Below are 16,064 nucleotides of genomic sequence, written 5' to 3' on the forward strand. Positions count from 1 at the left end.
GCGCAGCGCCGCCGGATGCCGCCGGGGCCGCGGGCGGGACGGCCGCTGCGACGGGGCCCGGCAGCGCCGCGGTGCCCGGCGGGGCCGCTCTTCCCGAGGCGAGCAGCGGAGGGGCCGCCGCTCCCGCCGGGGTCGGCTCAACGGCCGAGAGCCTGGCCCACGATCCGGCGGTGGAGGCGCTGCTGGCCGATGTGGCCTGGGACGGCTCCGTCCGGGACCTCGGTGCGTGGCTGCGCGGCCATGTCCGCCTCCGCTACGGCAGCGGCAGTGAGGACCTGCAGGAAGCCTGGCGGATCCTGCGGGCGGAACGGTACGGCGCGGCCGACCCGCCGCTGTCGGTGGTGCAGTGCCGGCCCCGCGTCGGGCCCGGCCTGGAGCCGGACCGCCCGCTCAATCTGGCCGGCCCTGCGGAGGCCGCCTTCTCCCCCGCTCTCGTGCGGGCGTGGGACCTGCTGCTTCGCGCGGCACTCCGCGACGGGGCCGGCCCGGCGCTCGGCCGCGACCTGGTGGACGTCGGCGACGCGGTGCTGACCGGTGCCGCCGCCCGGCACCGTGCGCAGGCCGCGGACGCCTTCCTCCGCGGCGACCTGCCGGCGCTGGAATCCGCCGGTTCCGCGCTGCTCGCCCGTATCGCCGATCTCGACGCGCTCGCGGCCGCGCTGCCCGACCGCCGGCTCTCCACCGCCGCCTCCGCCGCGCGCACCGCCGGCTGCGCGCCGGGCGAGGGGCCGCGGCTGCGGGCGGACGCGCTGCGCCTGCTCACCGTCTGGGTCGAGCCGGGCCACCCGCTCGAGGACTACGCCGGCCGGCACTGGTCCGGACTCCTCGGCCGCTACTACCTGCCCCGCTGGCGCCTGTGGACCGCGGCCCTGCGCACCGCCCTCACCCGCGCCGCTTCGCTCTCCCCGGCCCGCTTCGACGCGGCCCTCGACGCCTTCGAGCGCTCCTGGCTCCTCAACCCCGCCACCGCTCCCCTGCGCCCGCCCGAGGATCCGGTGGCCGTCTCCGAGCGGCTCTACCCGCGCTTCGCCGCGGCCCGCGAGCGGCACGGACGGTAGCGGCGGAGCCCTCACGACTCCGCGAAGACGCGGTCCGCGAAGGCCAGCGCCGGCGGCGGCGCCAGGGCCGGCGGATGGCACTGGTACTCCTCCCCGGTTCCCGGCGCCTACCGAGTCGGCGAGCCGGAGCCCTCCGGCCGGCCGGGGCCGTACTGCGGGGTCACGGCGGTCCCCGCCTGACGCGCAGCCCCTGGTTGTTCAACGGCCGGGCTCTGCGCACAGGGGCAGGGAGCCCTGGCCGGTTGCTGCGCGGCGTCCGGACACCGCGGGCCAGAGGCGGTGTGAGCTGAACGCGCCGCGGGGGCGGCCTTCACCGGACCGGCAGCGGGCGGAACCGCGACGGAGCGCACCGGCGCAGAGAGCCGGAGTGTGCCCGCAGGCGTGCGGCAGCGGCAGTCGGAGGAATCCGTGTCCGTCCGCAGCCGGCCCTCCAGGGACCAAGAGCGCCGTTGACCTGCTCCTGCAGTTCAACGGCGCTGCTCTATGTCAGGGCCTGTGGGGCGGGCGGGGCTCGAACCCGCGACCCAGGGATTATGAGTCCCCTGCTCTGACCAGCTGAGCTACCGCCCCGCGACCCGGCCGCGGTGCGCGGGGGAACGGGGGTCCGCCGGCGCGCGGTCATCTTAACAGGGTCGGGTGCCGCCGTGCGGCCGGCCGGACGGGGGGCACCCGCACCCGACCGGATCGCCCCGGCGGGGCATACCGGCACTGTTGCGCACCCCGGAACGGCATTCCGCGCGGTCCGGCGGCCGCACAGCAGCACCCGCCCCGCAGTCCACCGGAGCCGTCCGGCGCCGGGGCTGTCCTCCGGCTCCGCTCCCGCCAGCGGCACCCCGGGGGCGGAGCGCGGGCGAGGTGACCGGGCGCAATAGGGTGGGGGCGGCGGTTGCCCGCGTGCTCACGGCGTGCGGGTCGGCCGGGGGCGACCGCTGATCACAGCGTGCCGCGGGCGGAGTCCGCGGCCCGCACCACCGTCACAGGAGAAGAATCAGGTCATGGCCCAAGTACCCGTCAATGTCACCGTCACCGGTGCCGCCGGCCAGATCGGCTACGCCCTTCTGTTCCGCATCGCCTCCGGGCAGCTGCTCGGCCCCGACACCCCGGTGAAGCTGCGCCTGCTCGAGATCCCGCAGGCGGTCAAGGCCGCCGAGGGCACCGCGATGGAGCTCGACGACTGCGCGTTCCCGCTGCTGCAGGGCATCGACATCTTCGACGACGCCGCACAGGCGTTCCAGGGCGCCAACGTGGGCCTGCTCGTGGGCGCGCGCCCGCGCGGCAAGGGCATGGAGCGGGGCGACCTGCTCGAGGCCAACGGCGGCATCTTCAAGCCCCAGGGCGAGGCGATCAACGCCGGAGCCGCCGACGACGTCCGCGTGCTGGTGGTCGGCAACCCGGCCAACACCAACGCGCTGATCGCGCAGGCGCACGCGCCGGACGTCCCGGCCGAGCGGTTCACCGCCATGACCCGGCTGGACCACAACCGGGCGCAGACCCAGCTCGCCAAGAAGCTCGGCGTCACGGTGAACGACATCAAGAAGCTCACCATCTGGGGCAACCACTCCGCCACCCAGTACCCCGACATCTTCCACGCGGAGGTGAACGGCACCACCGGGGCCAAGGCGGTGGACGACCAGGACTGGCTGGAGAACGACTTCATCCCGACCGTCGCCAAGCGCGGCGCCGCCATCATCGAGGCGCGCGGCGCGTCGTCGGCGGCCTCGGCGGCCAACGCGGCCATCGACCACGTCCACGACTGGGTGAACGGCACCCCGGAGGGCGACTGGACCTCGGCGGCCATCCCGTCGGACGGCTCCTACGGCGTGCCCGAGGGCATCATCTCCTCGTTCCCGGTCACCTCGAAGAACGGCACGTGGGAGATCGTGCAGGGCCTGGAGATCGACGCGTTCTCCCGCTCCCGCATCGACGCCTCCGTCGCCGAGCTCGTCGAGGAGCGCGACACGGTCAAGGGCCTCGGGCTGGTCTAGCACCGGCTCCGGCCTCGCGGGCGGCGCGCCTCCGGTACTCCGGGGGCGCGCCGCTGCGGTTTCCGGGCGGCGGCCCGCACGCCGCGGGCGGAGCAACACGGTCCAGGGCCCCGGGCCGGCCCCGGCACCCGCTCCGGTCCTGCAGACACCGCGCCGCAGCGGCGGCGCCCCGCCGGCGGGAGATACGGCGGCGCACTGCCGCTGCGCGCCGCCTACGCCTCCGGCATCGCGGCGCCGGCGGCAGCGCACCGCTCCGCAGCGGGCGCAAGGCCGCGGTGCAGGGTGTCGAAGGCGGCGGCGAGGACGGCGGTGACGTCAGCACCGTCCGGGTCGTTCTGCCAGGCGTTGACCGCGACCTGGGTGGCCGCGACACTGGCCGCGGCGACCAGGTCGGCATACATCGGCTCGGCGCCGGCGCCGAGCCTGCGGAGCAGCCCGTCGGTGAGCGCGAAGCGCAGCGACCGGTTGGCGGCCGCGACCCGGTGCAGCAGGTGCGGGTGGGCGCGCAGCAGCTCCGACTCGTCGCGCCAGGTGTCGCTGGCCACCGCGCGCGCGATCGCCTGCCCCAGCACCTCGCGCACGGCCTCCTGCGGCTCCTCCGCCGCGGGCCGCTCGGCGACGTCGGCCGCGAAGCGGTGGTAGTCGTCCCTGCTGAACGGGACGAGGACCTCCTCCTTGGCGTCGAAGTAGTTGAAGAAGGTGCGCGGCGAGACGCCCACCTCGGCACAGATGTCCTCGACGGTGACCTCCGCCGGCCCCCGCTCGCGGAAGAGCCGGATCGCGGCGGACCGCAGCGCGGCGCGGGTCTGGGCCTTCTTCCGCTCGCGCAGCCCGGGCTCGGCGACGGCGGGTCCCGGCGTCATGGCGCGGACCTCATGGTGCGGACCTCCCTCTGCGCGGCTGCGTGCCGGTGCCTGCCGGCGCTGCGCGGGGCGGCGCCCGCCGGTCGTTGCGGGCCCACCGTATCCCCGGTGCACAGCAGATCACAAAAAAGGTTCACTCCTGCATTTTTGCAATCCTGCATGTTTTTCGCCTATCGTGGCCTGGTCTGCGCGTGTGTCCGCGGCGCCCGGCCGGCGCCGGGTGCCGCGCCCGTCCCGCCGCCTCCCGCCGCAGGAAAGGTGATGAATTGGCCGCGCCCGAAGCTGCCGACGCGACCGGGGCCGCCGGCCTCTGGTCCACCGTGAAGACCCTCGCCGACGCCCTGTGGTTCCCCGCCTTCTTCGCGGTAGGGTTCATGGTCTTCTACCTGATCCCCTTCCACGCGCCGGCGCCGCACGACCTGCCGGTGGCCGTGCAGGGGGAGCAGGCGGCCGCGTCCGTGCAGAGCGCGCTGGACGAGCAGCTGCCCGGCGGATTCGACGTCGCTGCCACGGCTGACGCCGAACAGGCCGTGCTCGACCGGGACGCCGTCGCGGCCTATGCTCCGGCCGACCGGGAGCTGTTCGTCGCCGGCGCGATGGGCATGGCGCTGGAGCAGGCGACGGTGCAGCCGTTCACGGCTCTGGCCGAGGCCGACGGCGGCACCCTGGCCGTCACCGACGCCGCTCCGGCCGCGGCGGGCGACAGCATGGGGATGTCGCTCTTCTACCTGGTGCTGACCTGGACCATCACCGGCTACATCGGCGCGATGATGGTGCGCGTGCACGCCGGCCACCTCGCGGCGCGCACCAAGATGCTGGCGCTCGCCGGCTTCGGCGCGTTCACCAGCGTGTTCTGCTACGCCTTCGGCGCAGCGCTGCACGTGGTACCGGACGCGCCCGCGGTCATGCTGGTCGCGTTCATGCTGAACCAGTCGGTGGCCTGGACGGTCATGGGCATCGCGCCGTTCGTGAAGAAGTGGCTGCCGGGCGTCGCCATGCTGATCTTCGTCCTGCTGTCGATGCCGGCCAGCGGCGGTGCGATCCCGCTGGCGATGGTGCCGGACTTCTTCCAGGCCCTGCACCCGTTCCTGCCGATGGGGCAGGCGATGGACGCCATCCGCGGACTGCTCTACTTCAACGGGGTCGGCGTGGCCGGGCCGTCGGCGGTCCTGGTGGCGTGGCTGGTGCTGGGCGGTCTGCTCGCCGCGGCCGGGTTCCGGAAGGAGAAGCGGGACGCCGAGGGCGCCGACGGCGACGGCCCCGCGCTCGCCGGCACCGTCACCGGCGACGGCGGAGCGCCGCTGCCCGGAGCGGTCGTCACCGTGCTCGACCACGCCGGCGCGCACGTCGCCGAACTGGAAGCCGGAGAGGACGGCGCCTACCGCGGCACCGGCCTCCCGGAAGGGGTGCTCACGGTGCTCGCGTCGGCACCCGGCCGCTCGCCGCGGCTGGGCCGGATCACCCTCGGCGCGCCGACCGGGGCGGACGCCGGCCCGTCCGGCGAGGCTGCCCCCGCCGATGGCGCCGGAGCCGCAGACCGGGAAGGCGGTGCAGCCGGCGGCGGCGAAGCCGTGCTCGACTTCTCCCTTCCTGCGGACGAGGCGCCGGTCCGCGCGGAGTAGGCGGCCGGGGCGCGCGCCACCGTACGGGTGCGCACTGCCGGGCGCGCCCCGTCCACAGGCCGGCGGCGCCGTGGACCAGTCCGCGGCCGGGAGAAGGCAGTATGGAGTCTGTGAGTCTCATCGATCGCCTTCCGGCCCGCAACGAACCCGACAGCGTCTACGAGGCGTTCGCCTCCTGGGCCGAGGAACGTGGCCTCACCCTCTACCCGCACCAGGACGAGGCGCTGATCGAGGTCGTCTCCGGCAGCAACGTCATCCTGTCCACGCCCACCGGGTCGGGCAAGAGCCTGGTCGCCACCGGCGCGCTGTTCGCCGCCCTGGCGCGCAACGAGTGCGCGTTCTACACGGCGCCGATCAAGGCGCTGGTGTCGGAGAAGTTCTTCGACCTGTGCGCCGTCTTCGGCACCGACAACGTCGGCATGATGACCGGCGACGCCAGCGTCAACGCCGACGCCCCCATCGTCTGCTGCACGGCCGAGGTCCTCGCCAACATCGCACTGCGCGACGGTGCCGACGCCGACATCGGCACCGTCGTGATGGACGAGTTCCACTTCTACGGCGACCCCGAGCGCGGCTGGGCCTGGCAGGTGCCGCTGCTGGAGCTGCCGCAGGCGCAGTTCCTGCTCATGTCGGCCACGCTGGGCGACGTCAGCCGGTTCGAGGACGACCTCACCCGGCGCACCGGCCGCGCCACCTCGGTGGTCAGCTCGGCGGAGCGGCCCGTTCCGCTGTACTACGACTACCGGACCACGCCGCTGCACGAGACGCTCGAGGAGCTCCTGGAGAACCGGGACGCCCCGGTCTACATCGTGCACTTCACCCAGGCCCAGGCGGTGGAGCGCGCGCAGTCGCTCACCAGCATCAACATGTGCACCCGCGCGGAGAAGGACGCGATCGCCGCCGAGATCGGCAACTTCCGGTTCACCACGAAGTTCGGCCGCAACCTCTCCCGGTACGTGCGGCACGGGATCGGCGTGCACCACGCCGGGATGCTGCCGAAGTACCGCCGGCTGGTGGAGCGGCTGGCCCAGGCCGGGCTGCTGAAGGTCATCTGCGGCACCGACACGCTCGGCGTCGGCGTCAACGTGCCGATCCGCACCGTGCTGTTCACGGCGCTGAGCAAGTACGACGGCACGCGGGTGCGCCGGCTCGGCGCACGCGAGTTCCACCAGATCGCGGGGCGGGCCGGCCGGGCCGGGTACGACACGCTCGGCAAGGTGGTGGCGCAGGCGCCCGAGCACGTCGTGGAGAACGAGAAGGCCCTCGCCAAGGCCGGCGACGACCCGAAGAAGCGCCGCAAGGTGGTCCGCAAGAAGGCCCCGGACGGCTTCGTCAGCTGGGACCAGTCCACCTTCGAGAAGCTCATCGCCGCCGAGCCCGAGCCGCTGAAGTCGCGGTTCCGGGTGAGCAACGCGATGCTGCTCAGCGTGATCGCGCGGCCGGGCGACTGCTTCGCGGCAATGCGCCACCTGCTCACCGACAACCACGACGACCGGGCCACCCAGCGGCGGCAGATCAGCGAGGCCGTCGCGATCTACCGGTCGCTGATCGACGGCGGCATCGTGGAGCGCATCCCCGAGCCGGGGGCGGACGGCCGCACCGCCCGCCTCACCGTCGACCTGCAGCCCGACTTCGCGCTCAACCAGCCGCTGTCGACGTTCTCGCTGGCGGCGTTCGGCCTGCTCGACCCCGAGTCGCCGAGCTACGCGCTGGACATGCTCAGCGTCGTGGAGTCCACGCTGGACGACCCCCGCCAGATCCTCGGCGCGCAGCTGAACAAGGCGCGCGGCGAGGCCGTCGCCCAGATGAAGGCCGACGGCATCGAGTACGAGGAGCGGATGGACCGGCTCGAGGAGGTCGAGTACCCCAAGCCGCTGGAGGAGCTGCTCGACCACGCCTACGAGGTCTACCGGCGCGGCCACCCGTGGGTGGGCGACCACCCGCTGCGCCCCAAGTCGGTGGCGCGCGACATGTTCGAGCGCGCCATGACCTTCACCGAATACGTCGGCTTCTACGAGCTGGCGCGCTCGGAGGGGCTGGTGCTGCGCTACCTGGCCAGCGCCTACAAGGCGCTGAGCCAGACGGTTCCGGAGGACGCCCGCACCGAGGAGCTGCTCGACCTCATCGAGTGGCTCGGCGAGCTGGTCCGCCAGGTCGACTCCAGCCTGCTGGACGAGTGGGAGCAGTTGACCAACCCGGCCGAGGACGAGGAGCCGAAGGCCGACGCCGAAGAGCGGCACAAGCCGGTCACCGCCAACACGCGGGCGTTCCGGGTGCTGGTGCGCAACGAGATGTTCCGCCGGGTGGAGCTGGCGGCGCTGCGCCGCTACACCGAGCTGGGCCGGCTCGGCGCCGAGGACGGCTGGGATGCCGAGGAGTGGGCGGAGGCCCTGGAGGAGTACTTCGCCGAGCACGACTCCATCGGCACCGGCCCGGATGCCCGCGGCCCCCGCATGCTGCAGATCGAGGAGGTTCCCGAGGACGCCCTGTGGCGGGTCCGCCAGGTCTTCGAGGACCCCGCCGGCGACGGCGACTGGGGGATCTCCGCGGAGATCGACCTCACCGCCTCCGACGACGAGGGCCGGGCCGTCCTCGCGGTCACCGCCGTCGACCGGATGTGAGGGCGTGCGGCCTGCGCTCCTCGGCAGCGTCGCCCGCACCAGCCTGCGGCGGCCGGCCGGCCCGCAGGGCAGCCGTGCCCGCCGCGTTCCTCCGGTGCAGCACGCTGAAGCACACGCGTGCAGCAATCGGTCCGCCTCCGCTGCGACCGGCGTCCCGCCTCGCGGAGAGGCGCACAACCACCGGCACCGCACTCCCCGCCGCACCCGATGGCGCTCTCCGCAACCGGACCTCCCGAAGCCGGCTCAGATCGTTGGCGGGAAGCGCTGAACCAGCTGCGGACCGGGCGATGGGCGCCTGTGGCCCAAGTGTGCAGACGGACCTGGAGGCTTGTCCGGCCGCGCTCCGTGTCCAGCGGGGCGGCCGCGTGTCCTGCCCTGGACGCCGGCGCGCCGGCACCGACCGCTCCCCGGCGCCGAACCGGCCTGTGCGGCCATCGCACGGGTCCTCCCCGGCTGCGGCCGCGAACGCCGCTGGACGCCCCAGCCAGTCCGACCGCGACCGCCACCCGCGCGGCCCGGCCCCGGGCCGAGTGCGCCAGCGGATCGAGGCAATGATCTCAACCCTGGGGAACCAGCGCGGACCGGAGCGCCCTGCTGGCGGCACCCCCGAGGGGCCGCGGCCGGGGCGCGCCGGAGAGGCGCACGCTGCCAGCGCCGCTCCCCCGCCGCCCCCGGTGACCGGCCGCAGCCGGGCGGGTACTAGTGGGGTATGGGGGGACATGCGCCGCGCCGGGGGCCGGTCGTGCTGGTCGACGTGGACGGACTCGACCCGTCCTACCTCGACCGCCACGCCGATCGGCTGCCCGAACTGCACCGGCTGGCCGAAGAGGGCGTGCGCACGGTCGCTGCGGGCACCTACAAGTCGGTCTCCAACCCCAACCGGGCCGGCATCGCGACCGGTGCCCCGCCGCGGGTGCACCGCAACACCGCCTACGTACTGGACCCGCGCACCGGCCGGGCGCGCGGACAGAACCGCCGGCTGGAGGCGGAGACGCTGTTCGAGGCGGCGCGCCGCCAGGGCCGGACGCTGCTCTCCGCGGGCTGGTACATCGTCCAGAGGCGCGGCGCCGACCCGGGCGATCCGGCCGCGCTGTACACGCAGGGCGCGGATTGGGAGGCGAACGCCGGAGCGGTCGCCGCTGCACTCCGCGGCGAAGATGTGCAGGGGGCTCTCGGGCCGGTGCAGTTGCCGCGCGTGCCCGACCTGATCGCGGCCTACACCGCGCACATCGACACGATCAGCCACGCGGCCGGGCCGGACGCCGCGGAACTGCCGCGCGCCCTCGAACGCCTCGACGCCGGACTGGGCCTGATCACCGCGGCCGTGCGGGACTCGGGGCTGGCCGGCGCCGCGGTGCTCGCGGTGGTGTCGGACCACGGCGCGACCGGATGGGACCGCTCGCTGGAGCCGGAGGTGTTCGGCGCCATCAGGGCGGCCGGGTTCCGAGTGGAGCGGGTCGCGTCAGGGCGGCGCCCATCACGGCGGACCCAGGTCGCGGTCACGGCGAGTCCGCGCGCAGCCAACCTGTACCTGCGCGGCGCCGCCGCGCGGCCGGCCGGGCGCACCCGGCTGGCCGGCGTGCTCAACAGGCTGTGCGGCGGGCCCGCTCCGGTGCTGGAGCGGGTATTCGACCGGGCGGCGCTCGCCGCGCTGGGCGCGGCGCCGGAGGAGGGCGACTTCGCGGTCGACGCGCGCCCGCCGTACGCGTTCGCGCCGCCCGGCGACGTCCCGGCCGTGCCGCGCGGCGGCCACGCGACGATGCGGGAGGCCGCGGCGCCGGTGGTGCTGTCCGGCCGCCCGGTGGTGCCGGGCGCGCGCCCCGCAGCGCCGCGGACGCTCGACATCGCGCCCACGCTCGCGCACCTCCTCGGTATCGCGCCGCCGGCCCAGTCCGAGGGGCGCGCCTGGACCGAGGCGCTACGCCCGCACTGACTCCGCAAACCCCTGCGGCGGCGGGCTTTCCGCGGATCAGACGGCGCTGCCGTGCCCGGGGTCACAGTACGGTTCCAACGCCCCTCGGAAACCCGTTCCGGCCGAAATGACCGCATCACGCGATCTAGGTTGGTGGTGGCCCCGCCGCGGCGGGGACCGACCGTGCAGACGAGAACGAGCGAGGACCCCCAAGGCATGGACCAGGAGCGCGGCCCCGGCGGTATCGACACCAGTGTCGCCCACCCGGCGCGGATCTACGACTACTGGCTGAGCGGCAAGGACAACTTCGCCGCCGACCGCGAAGTCGGTGCGGCCATCGTCGCGGCGTCGCCGGACTTCGTCGAGGTGTCCCGGCAGAACCGCGCCTTCCTGAGCCGCGCGGTCGGCTACCTCGCCGGGCAGGCCGGTGTCACCCAGTTCCTCGACATCGGCACCGGCATCCCCACCGCGGGCAACACCCACGAGGTCGCCCAGGCCGCCGCGCCGGACGCCAAGACCGTCTACGTCGACAACGACCCGGTCGTCCTCGCCCACGCCCAGGCGCTCCTCGTCGGCGAGACGCCCGGCAGCACCGCCTACATCCACGCCGATCTGCGCGACCCCGACACGATCCTGGACGGCGCACGCGCCACCCTCGACTTCGACCGCCCGGCCGCCGTCATGCTGCTCGGTATCGCCGAGTTCATCCCCGACGCCGAGATCTGGGACATCGTCGCCCGCCTCATGGCGCCGCTCGCCTCCGGCAGCGCCCTCGTCATCTCGCACTCCACCGCGATCGTCGATCCGGAGGGGATGGCCGAAGCCGCGCGGCTGTGGAACGAGGGCGGCTCCACCCCGATCCGGCTGCGCAGCACCGACGAGATCGCCGCGCTCTTCACCGGCCTCGACGTGATGGAACCGGGCGTCGTCTCCTGCTCGCTCTGGCACCCCGGCCCCAGCGAGATCGGCGCCCCGGCGCCGGTCGACGCCTTCGCCGCGGTGGGCCGCAAGCGCTGACCCGGGCCGCCCTCAGGCGCCCGCGCTCCGGTCCAGGATGTGCCGGTTCGGTGCCTGGGCCGCGGCGGCGAGGGACGGGATCTGCACGACGGTGCGCCCGGCGGCGGTGAGCGTCCCGGCGCCGCCGCCGGGCGCCAGGTCGGAGGGCTCGCGCCAGGCGAACACGGCGCGCGGGATGGGCGTGGCGGCGACCAGGTCGGCGCAGGGGCGCGGCCGGGACGCGCGGACGCCGCACGGCTCCAGCGAGGTGTAGAGGGTGGCTCCGCTGAGCCGCGGGTCGGCCGGGTCGACCGCGCGCAGCGCGGCCTCCTCGGCGTGGTCCCGGGGATCGCCGCTGCGCGACCAGCCCTCGGCGAGGACGCGGCCGGCAGCGTCGGCGAGAACCGCGCCCACCGAGTAGGCGGTGTCCGACGGCGGGCAGTTCCCCGCGAGCGCGATCGCGCGGCGGAGCAGCTCCTCGTCCCGCGGTCCGGCGTGCACGCCGGTGCCGTCCGGTCCGCCGGCGGCCTCCGCGGCGACCAGCGGCAGGACCGCGTCGCTGGCCCGGCTCTGCTGCGACCGATAGGTGAGTACGGCCGTTCCGCCGGCCTCGCGCACCCCGGTGGGGACCAGCGGGTGGCCGGGGCCGTCGGCGAAGGAGCCCGGCCCGGTGAACCGCGGTGCGGCCGGATCGCCGATGAAGAACGGGGCGACGGCGAGCCGCAGCTCGTCGGCGAGGCCCGCGGTGAGGAAGAGGGTGTGGATGTGCGTGCCGCCCTCGACGAGGAGCCGGCGCACACCGCGGCGCGCCAGGTCGGCGAGGATCCGGTGCGGGTCGGCAGGGTCGCCGGCGTCGGCGACCGCCACCGGGCGGCCGCCGGGCGGGTCGGCGAAGCGCTCCGCGGCCGCGGCGGGCGCGCCGGTGTAGACGACGGCGCCGGCGTCACCGGTGGTGAAGACGCGCGCCGCCGGGTCGAGTTCGCCGCTTCCGCTGACCACGGCCTTGAGCAGGTCCCCGGTCCGCCCTGCGGCGAGGCGTGCGGCGCGGCGCTCGGGCGAGCGGACGAGGAGCCTCGGGTTGTCGCTGCGGACCGTACCCGCGCCGACGAGGATCGCGTCGCACCGGGCACGGACCGCGTCCACTTCGTCGAAGTCGGCCGCGCTGGACAGCCGCAGCCGCTCCGGACCGGCGTCGTCGATGCGGCCGTCCAGCGACACGGCGCAGCTGAGGATGGTGTGCGGGCGGTCCATGCCTTCAGCCTAGGGCGTGGTGGGGGGACCGCGCCTGCCGCGAGCGGTGTCGCCGGGGGCACCCGCTGCACCGCCGAGGAGGGGGTCAGGGGCCCGCTTCCCCCACTCGCCTCGCGGCTGGGGAGAACTCCGCGAGGGGCGTGCCCGGGGCGGTGCACGGCAGGGCAGTTGCCCGCCGCACACACCCCGTGGCGCGGCAGCCGGCCCGGGGATCCCCTCCGCCGCACGCCTGCCTGGCGGCGGCGCCCGACCGCACAGCGGCGCCGCGGCGGGAATCCGCCTCGGCGGCCCCGGGCACGCAATCGGTGGCCGCATCGGGCCGCCGCCGCCAGCCCGCGGATGGCGGCGCACGGCGGCGGGTAGATCTCTGGAGAGCCGGGCTCGCGTCAACCGGCGTGCGAGGTGCGATGGACGACGAAGACTAGGCATGCCATGGGGCGACCGTGGCCGACCCCCATCGGAACGCGGCCGGGCCGCAGCCCGGTCGCCGCCATTCGCCGTCAGTCGTCGTCGTTCACGTGTGTCCCCACCCCAGCACGAGCGCCGGGGCGTCCGGTCCGCCCGCGGCTGTCCGGGGAGGTTAGCACCCGGCGGCGCCGCGCGGGAGCGCCACTGGCGGCGGTTCCCCCGGCGATCCGGCCCGGTTCCCTGCAGCGCGGGCGCACCGGTCAGCGCGCCGCGCGCCCGGCTGCCCTGCGGGCCGGAGCCGCCTGCTGCCACTCCCACGCGATGCCGACGTAGCCGCCCGGTTCGGGGCGGAAGCGGCGGTGGTAGAAGCCGATCTCGTTGGCGGGGATGCGCTCGCCGGCCTCCGCCCCCTCTTCCACGTCGAACGGGCGCGCCCCGGAGAACCACCAGACGGTGCCCGGCGCGGCCTCGGGGGCGAACTGCACCCGCAGCGAAAGGCGCTGCAGCCGCTCGTGCGCGTGGTAGCGCAGCGCCGGGCGCACCGGCTCCGGGGAGTCGACGCGGACCCGGTAGGAGTAGGTGACCGGGCCGTCCTCGGGTCCCACCGGGCGGTCCAGTTCGAGGATGGCCACGAGGTAGCCGAGCGCGTTCTGGGAGATGCGCGCGATGCTGCAGCCGGTCCCTGCTGCGGCGCGCAGCACCCCGGGCCGCATGTCGTTGAGGTAGGCGTAGCGCGCGACGACGAAGCGCGTCCCCGGGCGCCGCGCGGCGATCTCGCGGATCACGTCCACCTGCTCGACGGCGCCGCGGGGGCCGATCCGGAAGGAGGCGTCGTTCTCGACCACCCGGTAGCCGCGCCGGATGTCGGCGATCTCGGACTCCGGGGTGACCGGCCGCAGGGCGCGCACCCGCTGCTGCTCGCGGCGCCCCCGGGTCGCCTGGCGCGCGGCCTCCAGCGCGGAGCGCACCGCCCGCTCGTCGGAGCCGAAGTTCTCCACGTAGTAGTAGACGAGGTTCTCCGAAGGCATGACGTGCCCGTTCTCCACGTTGGAGATGTGGCCCGAGGAGTAGAAGGCCACGTCCCGGGTGGTGGCTCCGGCGGAGGCCCGGGCCGCGCGCAGCAGCTGGCCGAGCCTGCTGTGCGCCTCGCTGACGGGAACGCGTTCGCTGCGCGCCATCGGACTCCCGCACCGCCCTTCCGCCTCTTCCGGACCCGGGAACGGTATCCCGCGCGCATGTTCCCCGGCCATGCCGGGCCGCCCCCGGACAGCCCACGCAATCCCGGAGGTGTGTTTGCTTGCTAGGCCGGACCGGTTTTCCGATCGGCAAGCAGCGGGAGCGGGTGCTGTCCTGGAGGTGCTTCGTCCAGGGAGCCCGGACGGCCGCCAGGGCCGCCGGACCCGCCGGGTGGCACACGGAAGGGAGCGGTCGATGGCCGTTCTGCTCACGGCTCTCGGATGCTTCATCGGAGGACTCATCGCGGGATGGGTGACCTCCTCTTCGGTATCGGCCTGGTCGACGGGCCGGATCATGGACCGCCAGCAGAGGGAGATCGAGGCGCTGCGCCACCGCCTGACCGAGGCGGAGCACCGGAGGCGCGAGGCGGAGCGCGCGGGCCGAAGCAGCCCGGCGCTCTGAGACCTCCGGGCGGCCCCGGTCCGGGGCCGCCCGGAGGGGATTCCCGAGGGATTCAGGCCAGTAACGGACGTTCCGCCACCTTTCAGGCACCGCGGTGGACGACCGACCCCGAGAACGCTGCAGACTGGGTGCGCTTCGCGCGCGCAGGTGCCGCGGGGCCGCCGCGCCAGAGCAGTCGACCCTTGGGAGCCCGACGATGCCCTCCCCCGTCCCCGCCCCCTCCCGTGCGCCGCGCAGAGCCGGCGGCGCCGCAGCGGCCGCGCTGCTCCTGGCTGCGGCCGGGTGCACGTTCGGCGGCGGCGAGGACGTGCTGACCGTGTGGACGCCCTACGGCGCGCCGGAGCGGCTCGCGCAGCAGCAGGCGACGGCAGACCGGTTCACCGAGGAGAGCGGCATCGAGGTCGAGGTGGTGCCGATGGCGGCCGCCGACCAGAACCGCAGCCTCGCCTCCGGCGCCGCGGCCGGCGACGTGCCCGACCTGGTACTGGCCGGCCCCGAGCAGGTGGCAGTCTGGTCCGCGGAGGGCCTGCTGGACACCGAGGTTCCCGGCGAGGTCCTGGACGCTCTGGGCCCCGAGACCTTCGACGAGCGCGCCGTGGCCATGGCCAGCCCGAACGGCACGCTGGCGGCCGTTCCCAGCGACGGCTGGGGCCAGGTGCTCGTCTACCGCACGGACCTGTTCGAGGCGGCGGGGCTGGCGCCGCCGGAGAGCACCGAGGACGCCGCCCGCGCCGCGGAGGCGCTCAACACCGACGGCGTCGCCGGGATCGTGCTCGGCACCCGGCCGGGCGACCCGTTCACCGCCCAGACGCTGGAGGCGCTGCTCGTCGGCAGCGGCTGCGCCCTGGTCGACGCGGACGGGGCCGTAGCGCTGGAGTCGCCGGAGTGCACGGCGGGGATCGAGTCCTACGGGCGGATGGCGGACGCCTCCGTGCAGGGCGACCAGGACGCGGCGAGCGCGCGCGACGCCTATCTCGCCGGCGAGGCCGCGATGGTGCTCTGGAGCTCCCACCTGCTCGGCCCGATCGCCGGCGCGGCGCCCGACACGCCGCCGTCGTGCGACGAGTGCGACGCCGATCCGTCGTTCCTGGCGGAGAACTCCGGCGTGGTGGGCGCGCTGCGCACGCCGCAGGGCGGCACCGCGCAGTACGGCAGGACGCTCAACCTGGCGGTGCCCTCGGCGGGCGATACGGCCGCGGCGCAGCAGTACGCGGAGTTCCTGCTGCACGGCGGCTACGAGGAGTCGCTCGCCATCGCGCCGGAGGGCAGGGTCCCGATGCGCTCGGGCACCCCGGCCGACCCGGACCGCTTCACCTCCGCCTGGGAGGCCATGCCGGCCGGCGGCAACGGCGCCCAGCCCGCCCCCCTGTCCGACTCCTACGACCCGGCGACGGTGCAGGCGGTGGCCGATGGCGCCGAATCGTTCCAGCGCTGGGGCGCCGGGGACGACGCCGAACACGCGGCCTTCGCCGGCGCCCTCGCCGCCGAGAGCACCCTGGCCCAGGAGGTTCCGCCGCTCTTCGGCAACGGCGATCCGGCCCCCGTCGCCCGCAACATGGCCCGCTCCGCCGCCCAGGTCCAGTCCGCGACCGGGTAGGGCGCTTCGTCCGCCGATGGGAGGGGCGGCTCCGCCGGCAGGGTTCTCTGCTCCGCACCGCCGCAGCCCGCTCCGCACCGGCTTTGCTGCTGCCCGGGGCCGTCCGAGAGGCG

Annotated in this window: 11 protein-coding genes, 1 tRNA gene and 1 pseudogene; 8 read left to right on the forward strand and 5 right to left on the reverse strand. The window is 75.2% G+C overall.

The annotated features are described in order from the left end of the window. Positions 1-1,058: alpha-N-acetylglucosaminidase C-terminal domain-containing protein (locus ACYVGT_RS24580; RefSeq protein ID WP_460862780.1), on the forward strand; the 1,058-nt coding region annotated here is incomplete at its 5' end. A gap of 496 nt (positions 1,059-1,554) precedes the next feature. Here the strand turns inward: ACYVGT_RS24580 and ACYVGT_RS24585 are convergent. Further along, a tRNA-Ile gene (locus ACYVGT_RS24585) sits at positions 1,555-1,628 on the reverse strand. Positions 1,629-2,053: 425 nt separating this feature from the next. Between ACYVGT_RS24585 and ACYVGT_RS24590 the strand changes: the two genes are divergently transcribed. Further along, positions 2,054-3,043: a malate dehydrogenase gene (locus ACYVGT_RS24590; RefSeq protein ID WP_460862781.1), complete on the forward strand. Its 990-nt coding sequence runs from the start codon at positions 2,054-2,056 to the stop codon at positions 3,041-3,043. A 212-nt stretch (positions 3,044-3,255) separates the two neighbouring features. Here the strand turns inward: ACYVGT_RS24590 and ACYVGT_RS24595 are convergent, their stop codons facing one another. Beyond that, complete coding sequence (locus ACYVGT_RS24595; protein ID WP_460862782.1) at positions 3,256-3,906, reverse strand: TetR/AcrR family transcriptional regulator; 651 nt, start codon at positions 3,904-3,906, stop codon at positions 3,256-3,258. Positions 3,907-4,172: 266 nt separating this feature from the next. Here ACYVGT_RS24595 and ACYVGT_RS24600 point away from each other — a divergent pair, with 266 nt between their 5' ends. The 4 genes from ACYVGT_RS24600 (at position 4,173) to ACYVGT_RS24615 (ending at position 11,078) form a co-directional block, all read left to right on the forward strand. After that, complete coding sequence (locus ACYVGT_RS24600; RefSeq protein ID WP_460862783.1) at positions 4,173-5,528, forward strand: carboxypeptidase regulatory-like domain-containing protein; 1,356 nt, start codon at positions 4,173-4,175, stop codon at positions 5,526-5,528. A 101-nt stretch (positions 5,529-5,629) separates the two neighbouring features. Continuing rightward, complete coding sequence (locus tag ACYVGT_RS24605; protein WP_460862784.1) at positions 5,630-8,149, forward strand: DEAD/DEAH box helicase; 2,520 nt, start codon at positions 5,630-5,632, stop codon at positions 8,147-8,149. A 709-nt stretch (positions 8,150-8,858) separates the two neighbouring features. Further along, a complete protein-coding gene (locus ACYVGT_RS24610) occupies positions 8,859-10,082 on the forward strand; it encodes an alkaline phosphatase family protein (RefSeq protein ID WP_460862785.1) in 1,224 nt (407 codons plus the stop codon). A gap of 162 nt (positions 10,083-10,244) precedes the next feature. Continuing rightward, the gene (locus ACYVGT_RS24615; RefSeq protein WP_460862786.1) at positions 10,245-11,078 is read left to right on the forward strand and encodes an SAM-dependent methyltransferase; all 834 of its coding nucleotides are present in this window, start codon (positions 10,245-10,247) and stop codon (positions 11,076-11,078) included. Between the two features lie 12 nt (positions 11,079-11,090). Here ACYVGT_RS24615 and ACYVGT_RS24620 read toward each other — a convergent pair whose 3' ends face one another. From ACYVGT_RS24620 to ACYVGT_RS24630, 3 genes and pseudogenes are all read right to left on the reverse strand, one after another. Next, complete coding sequence (locus tag ACYVGT_RS24620; protein WP_460862812.1) at positions 11,091-11,558, reverse strand: cytidine/deoxycytidylate deaminase family protein; 468 nt, start codon at positions 11,556-11,558, stop codon at positions 11,091-11,093. 66 nt (positions 11,559-11,624) lie between these two features. Next, positions 11,625-12,308 (reverse strand): annotated as a pseudogene (locus ACYVGT_RS24625) (RibD family protein); the annotation flags it as partial. 668 nt (positions 12,309-12,976) lie between these two features. Beyond that, positions 12,977-13,894, reverse strand: coding sequence for a hypothetical protein (locus tag ACYVGT_RS24630; RefSeq protein WP_460862787.1), 918 nt, complete (start codon positions 13,892-13,894; stop codon positions 12,977-12,979). Between the two features lie 253 nt (positions 13,895-14,147). Here ACYVGT_RS24630 and ACYVGT_RS24635 point away from each other — a divergent pair, with 253 nt between their 5' ends. Both ACYVGT_RS24635 and ACYVGT_RS24640 read left to right on the forward strand, forming a co-directional pair. Continuing rightward, on the forward strand, positions 14,148-14,354 hold the full coding sequence (locus tag ACYVGT_RS24635; protein ID WP_460862788.1) for a hypothetical protein: 207 nt from the start codon (positions 14,148-14,150) through the stop codon (positions 14,352-14,354). Positions 14,355-14,550: 196 nt separating this feature from the next. Beyond that, positions 14,551-15,951, forward strand: coding sequence for an ABC transporter substrate-binding protein (locus tag ACYVGT_RS24640; RefSeq protein ID WP_460862789.1), 1,401 nt, complete (start codon positions 14,551-14,553; stop codon positions 15,949-15,951). Positions 15,952-16,064 lie beyond the last annotated feature (113 nt).

This window comes from Nocardiopsis coralliicola, assembly GCF_054779695.1.

Coding starts and splice junctions, on each gene's coding strand:
- ACYVGT_RS24590 (WP_460862781.1), top strand. CDS start 2,054: ATGGCCCAAGTACCCGTCAATGTCACCGTCACCGGTGCCGCCGGCCAG.
- ACYVGT_RS24595 (WP_460862782.1), bottom strand. CDS start 3,906: ATGACGCCGGGACCCGCCGTCGCCGAGCCCGGGCTGCGCGAGCGGAAG.
- ACYVGT_RS24605 (WP_460862784.1), top strand. CDS start 5,630: ATGGAGTCTGTGAGTCTCATCGATCGCCTTCCGGCCCGCAACGAACCC.
- ACYVGT_RS24610 (WP_460862785.1), top strand. CDS start 8,859: ATGGGGGGACATGCGCCGCGCCGGGGGCCGGTCGTGCTGGTCGACGTG.
- ACYVGT_RS24630 (WP_460862787.1), bottom strand. CDS start 13,894: ATGGCGCGCAGCGAACGCGTTCCCGTCAGCGAGGCGCACAGCAGGCTC.
- ACYVGT_RS24635 (WP_460862788.1), top strand. CDS start 14,148: ATGGCCGTTCTGCTCACGGCTCTCGGATGCTTCATCGGAGGACTCATC.
- ACYVGT_RS24640 (WP_460862789.1), top strand. CDS start 14,551: ATGCCCTCCCCCGTCCCCGCCCCCTCCCGTGCGCCGCGCAGAGCCGGC.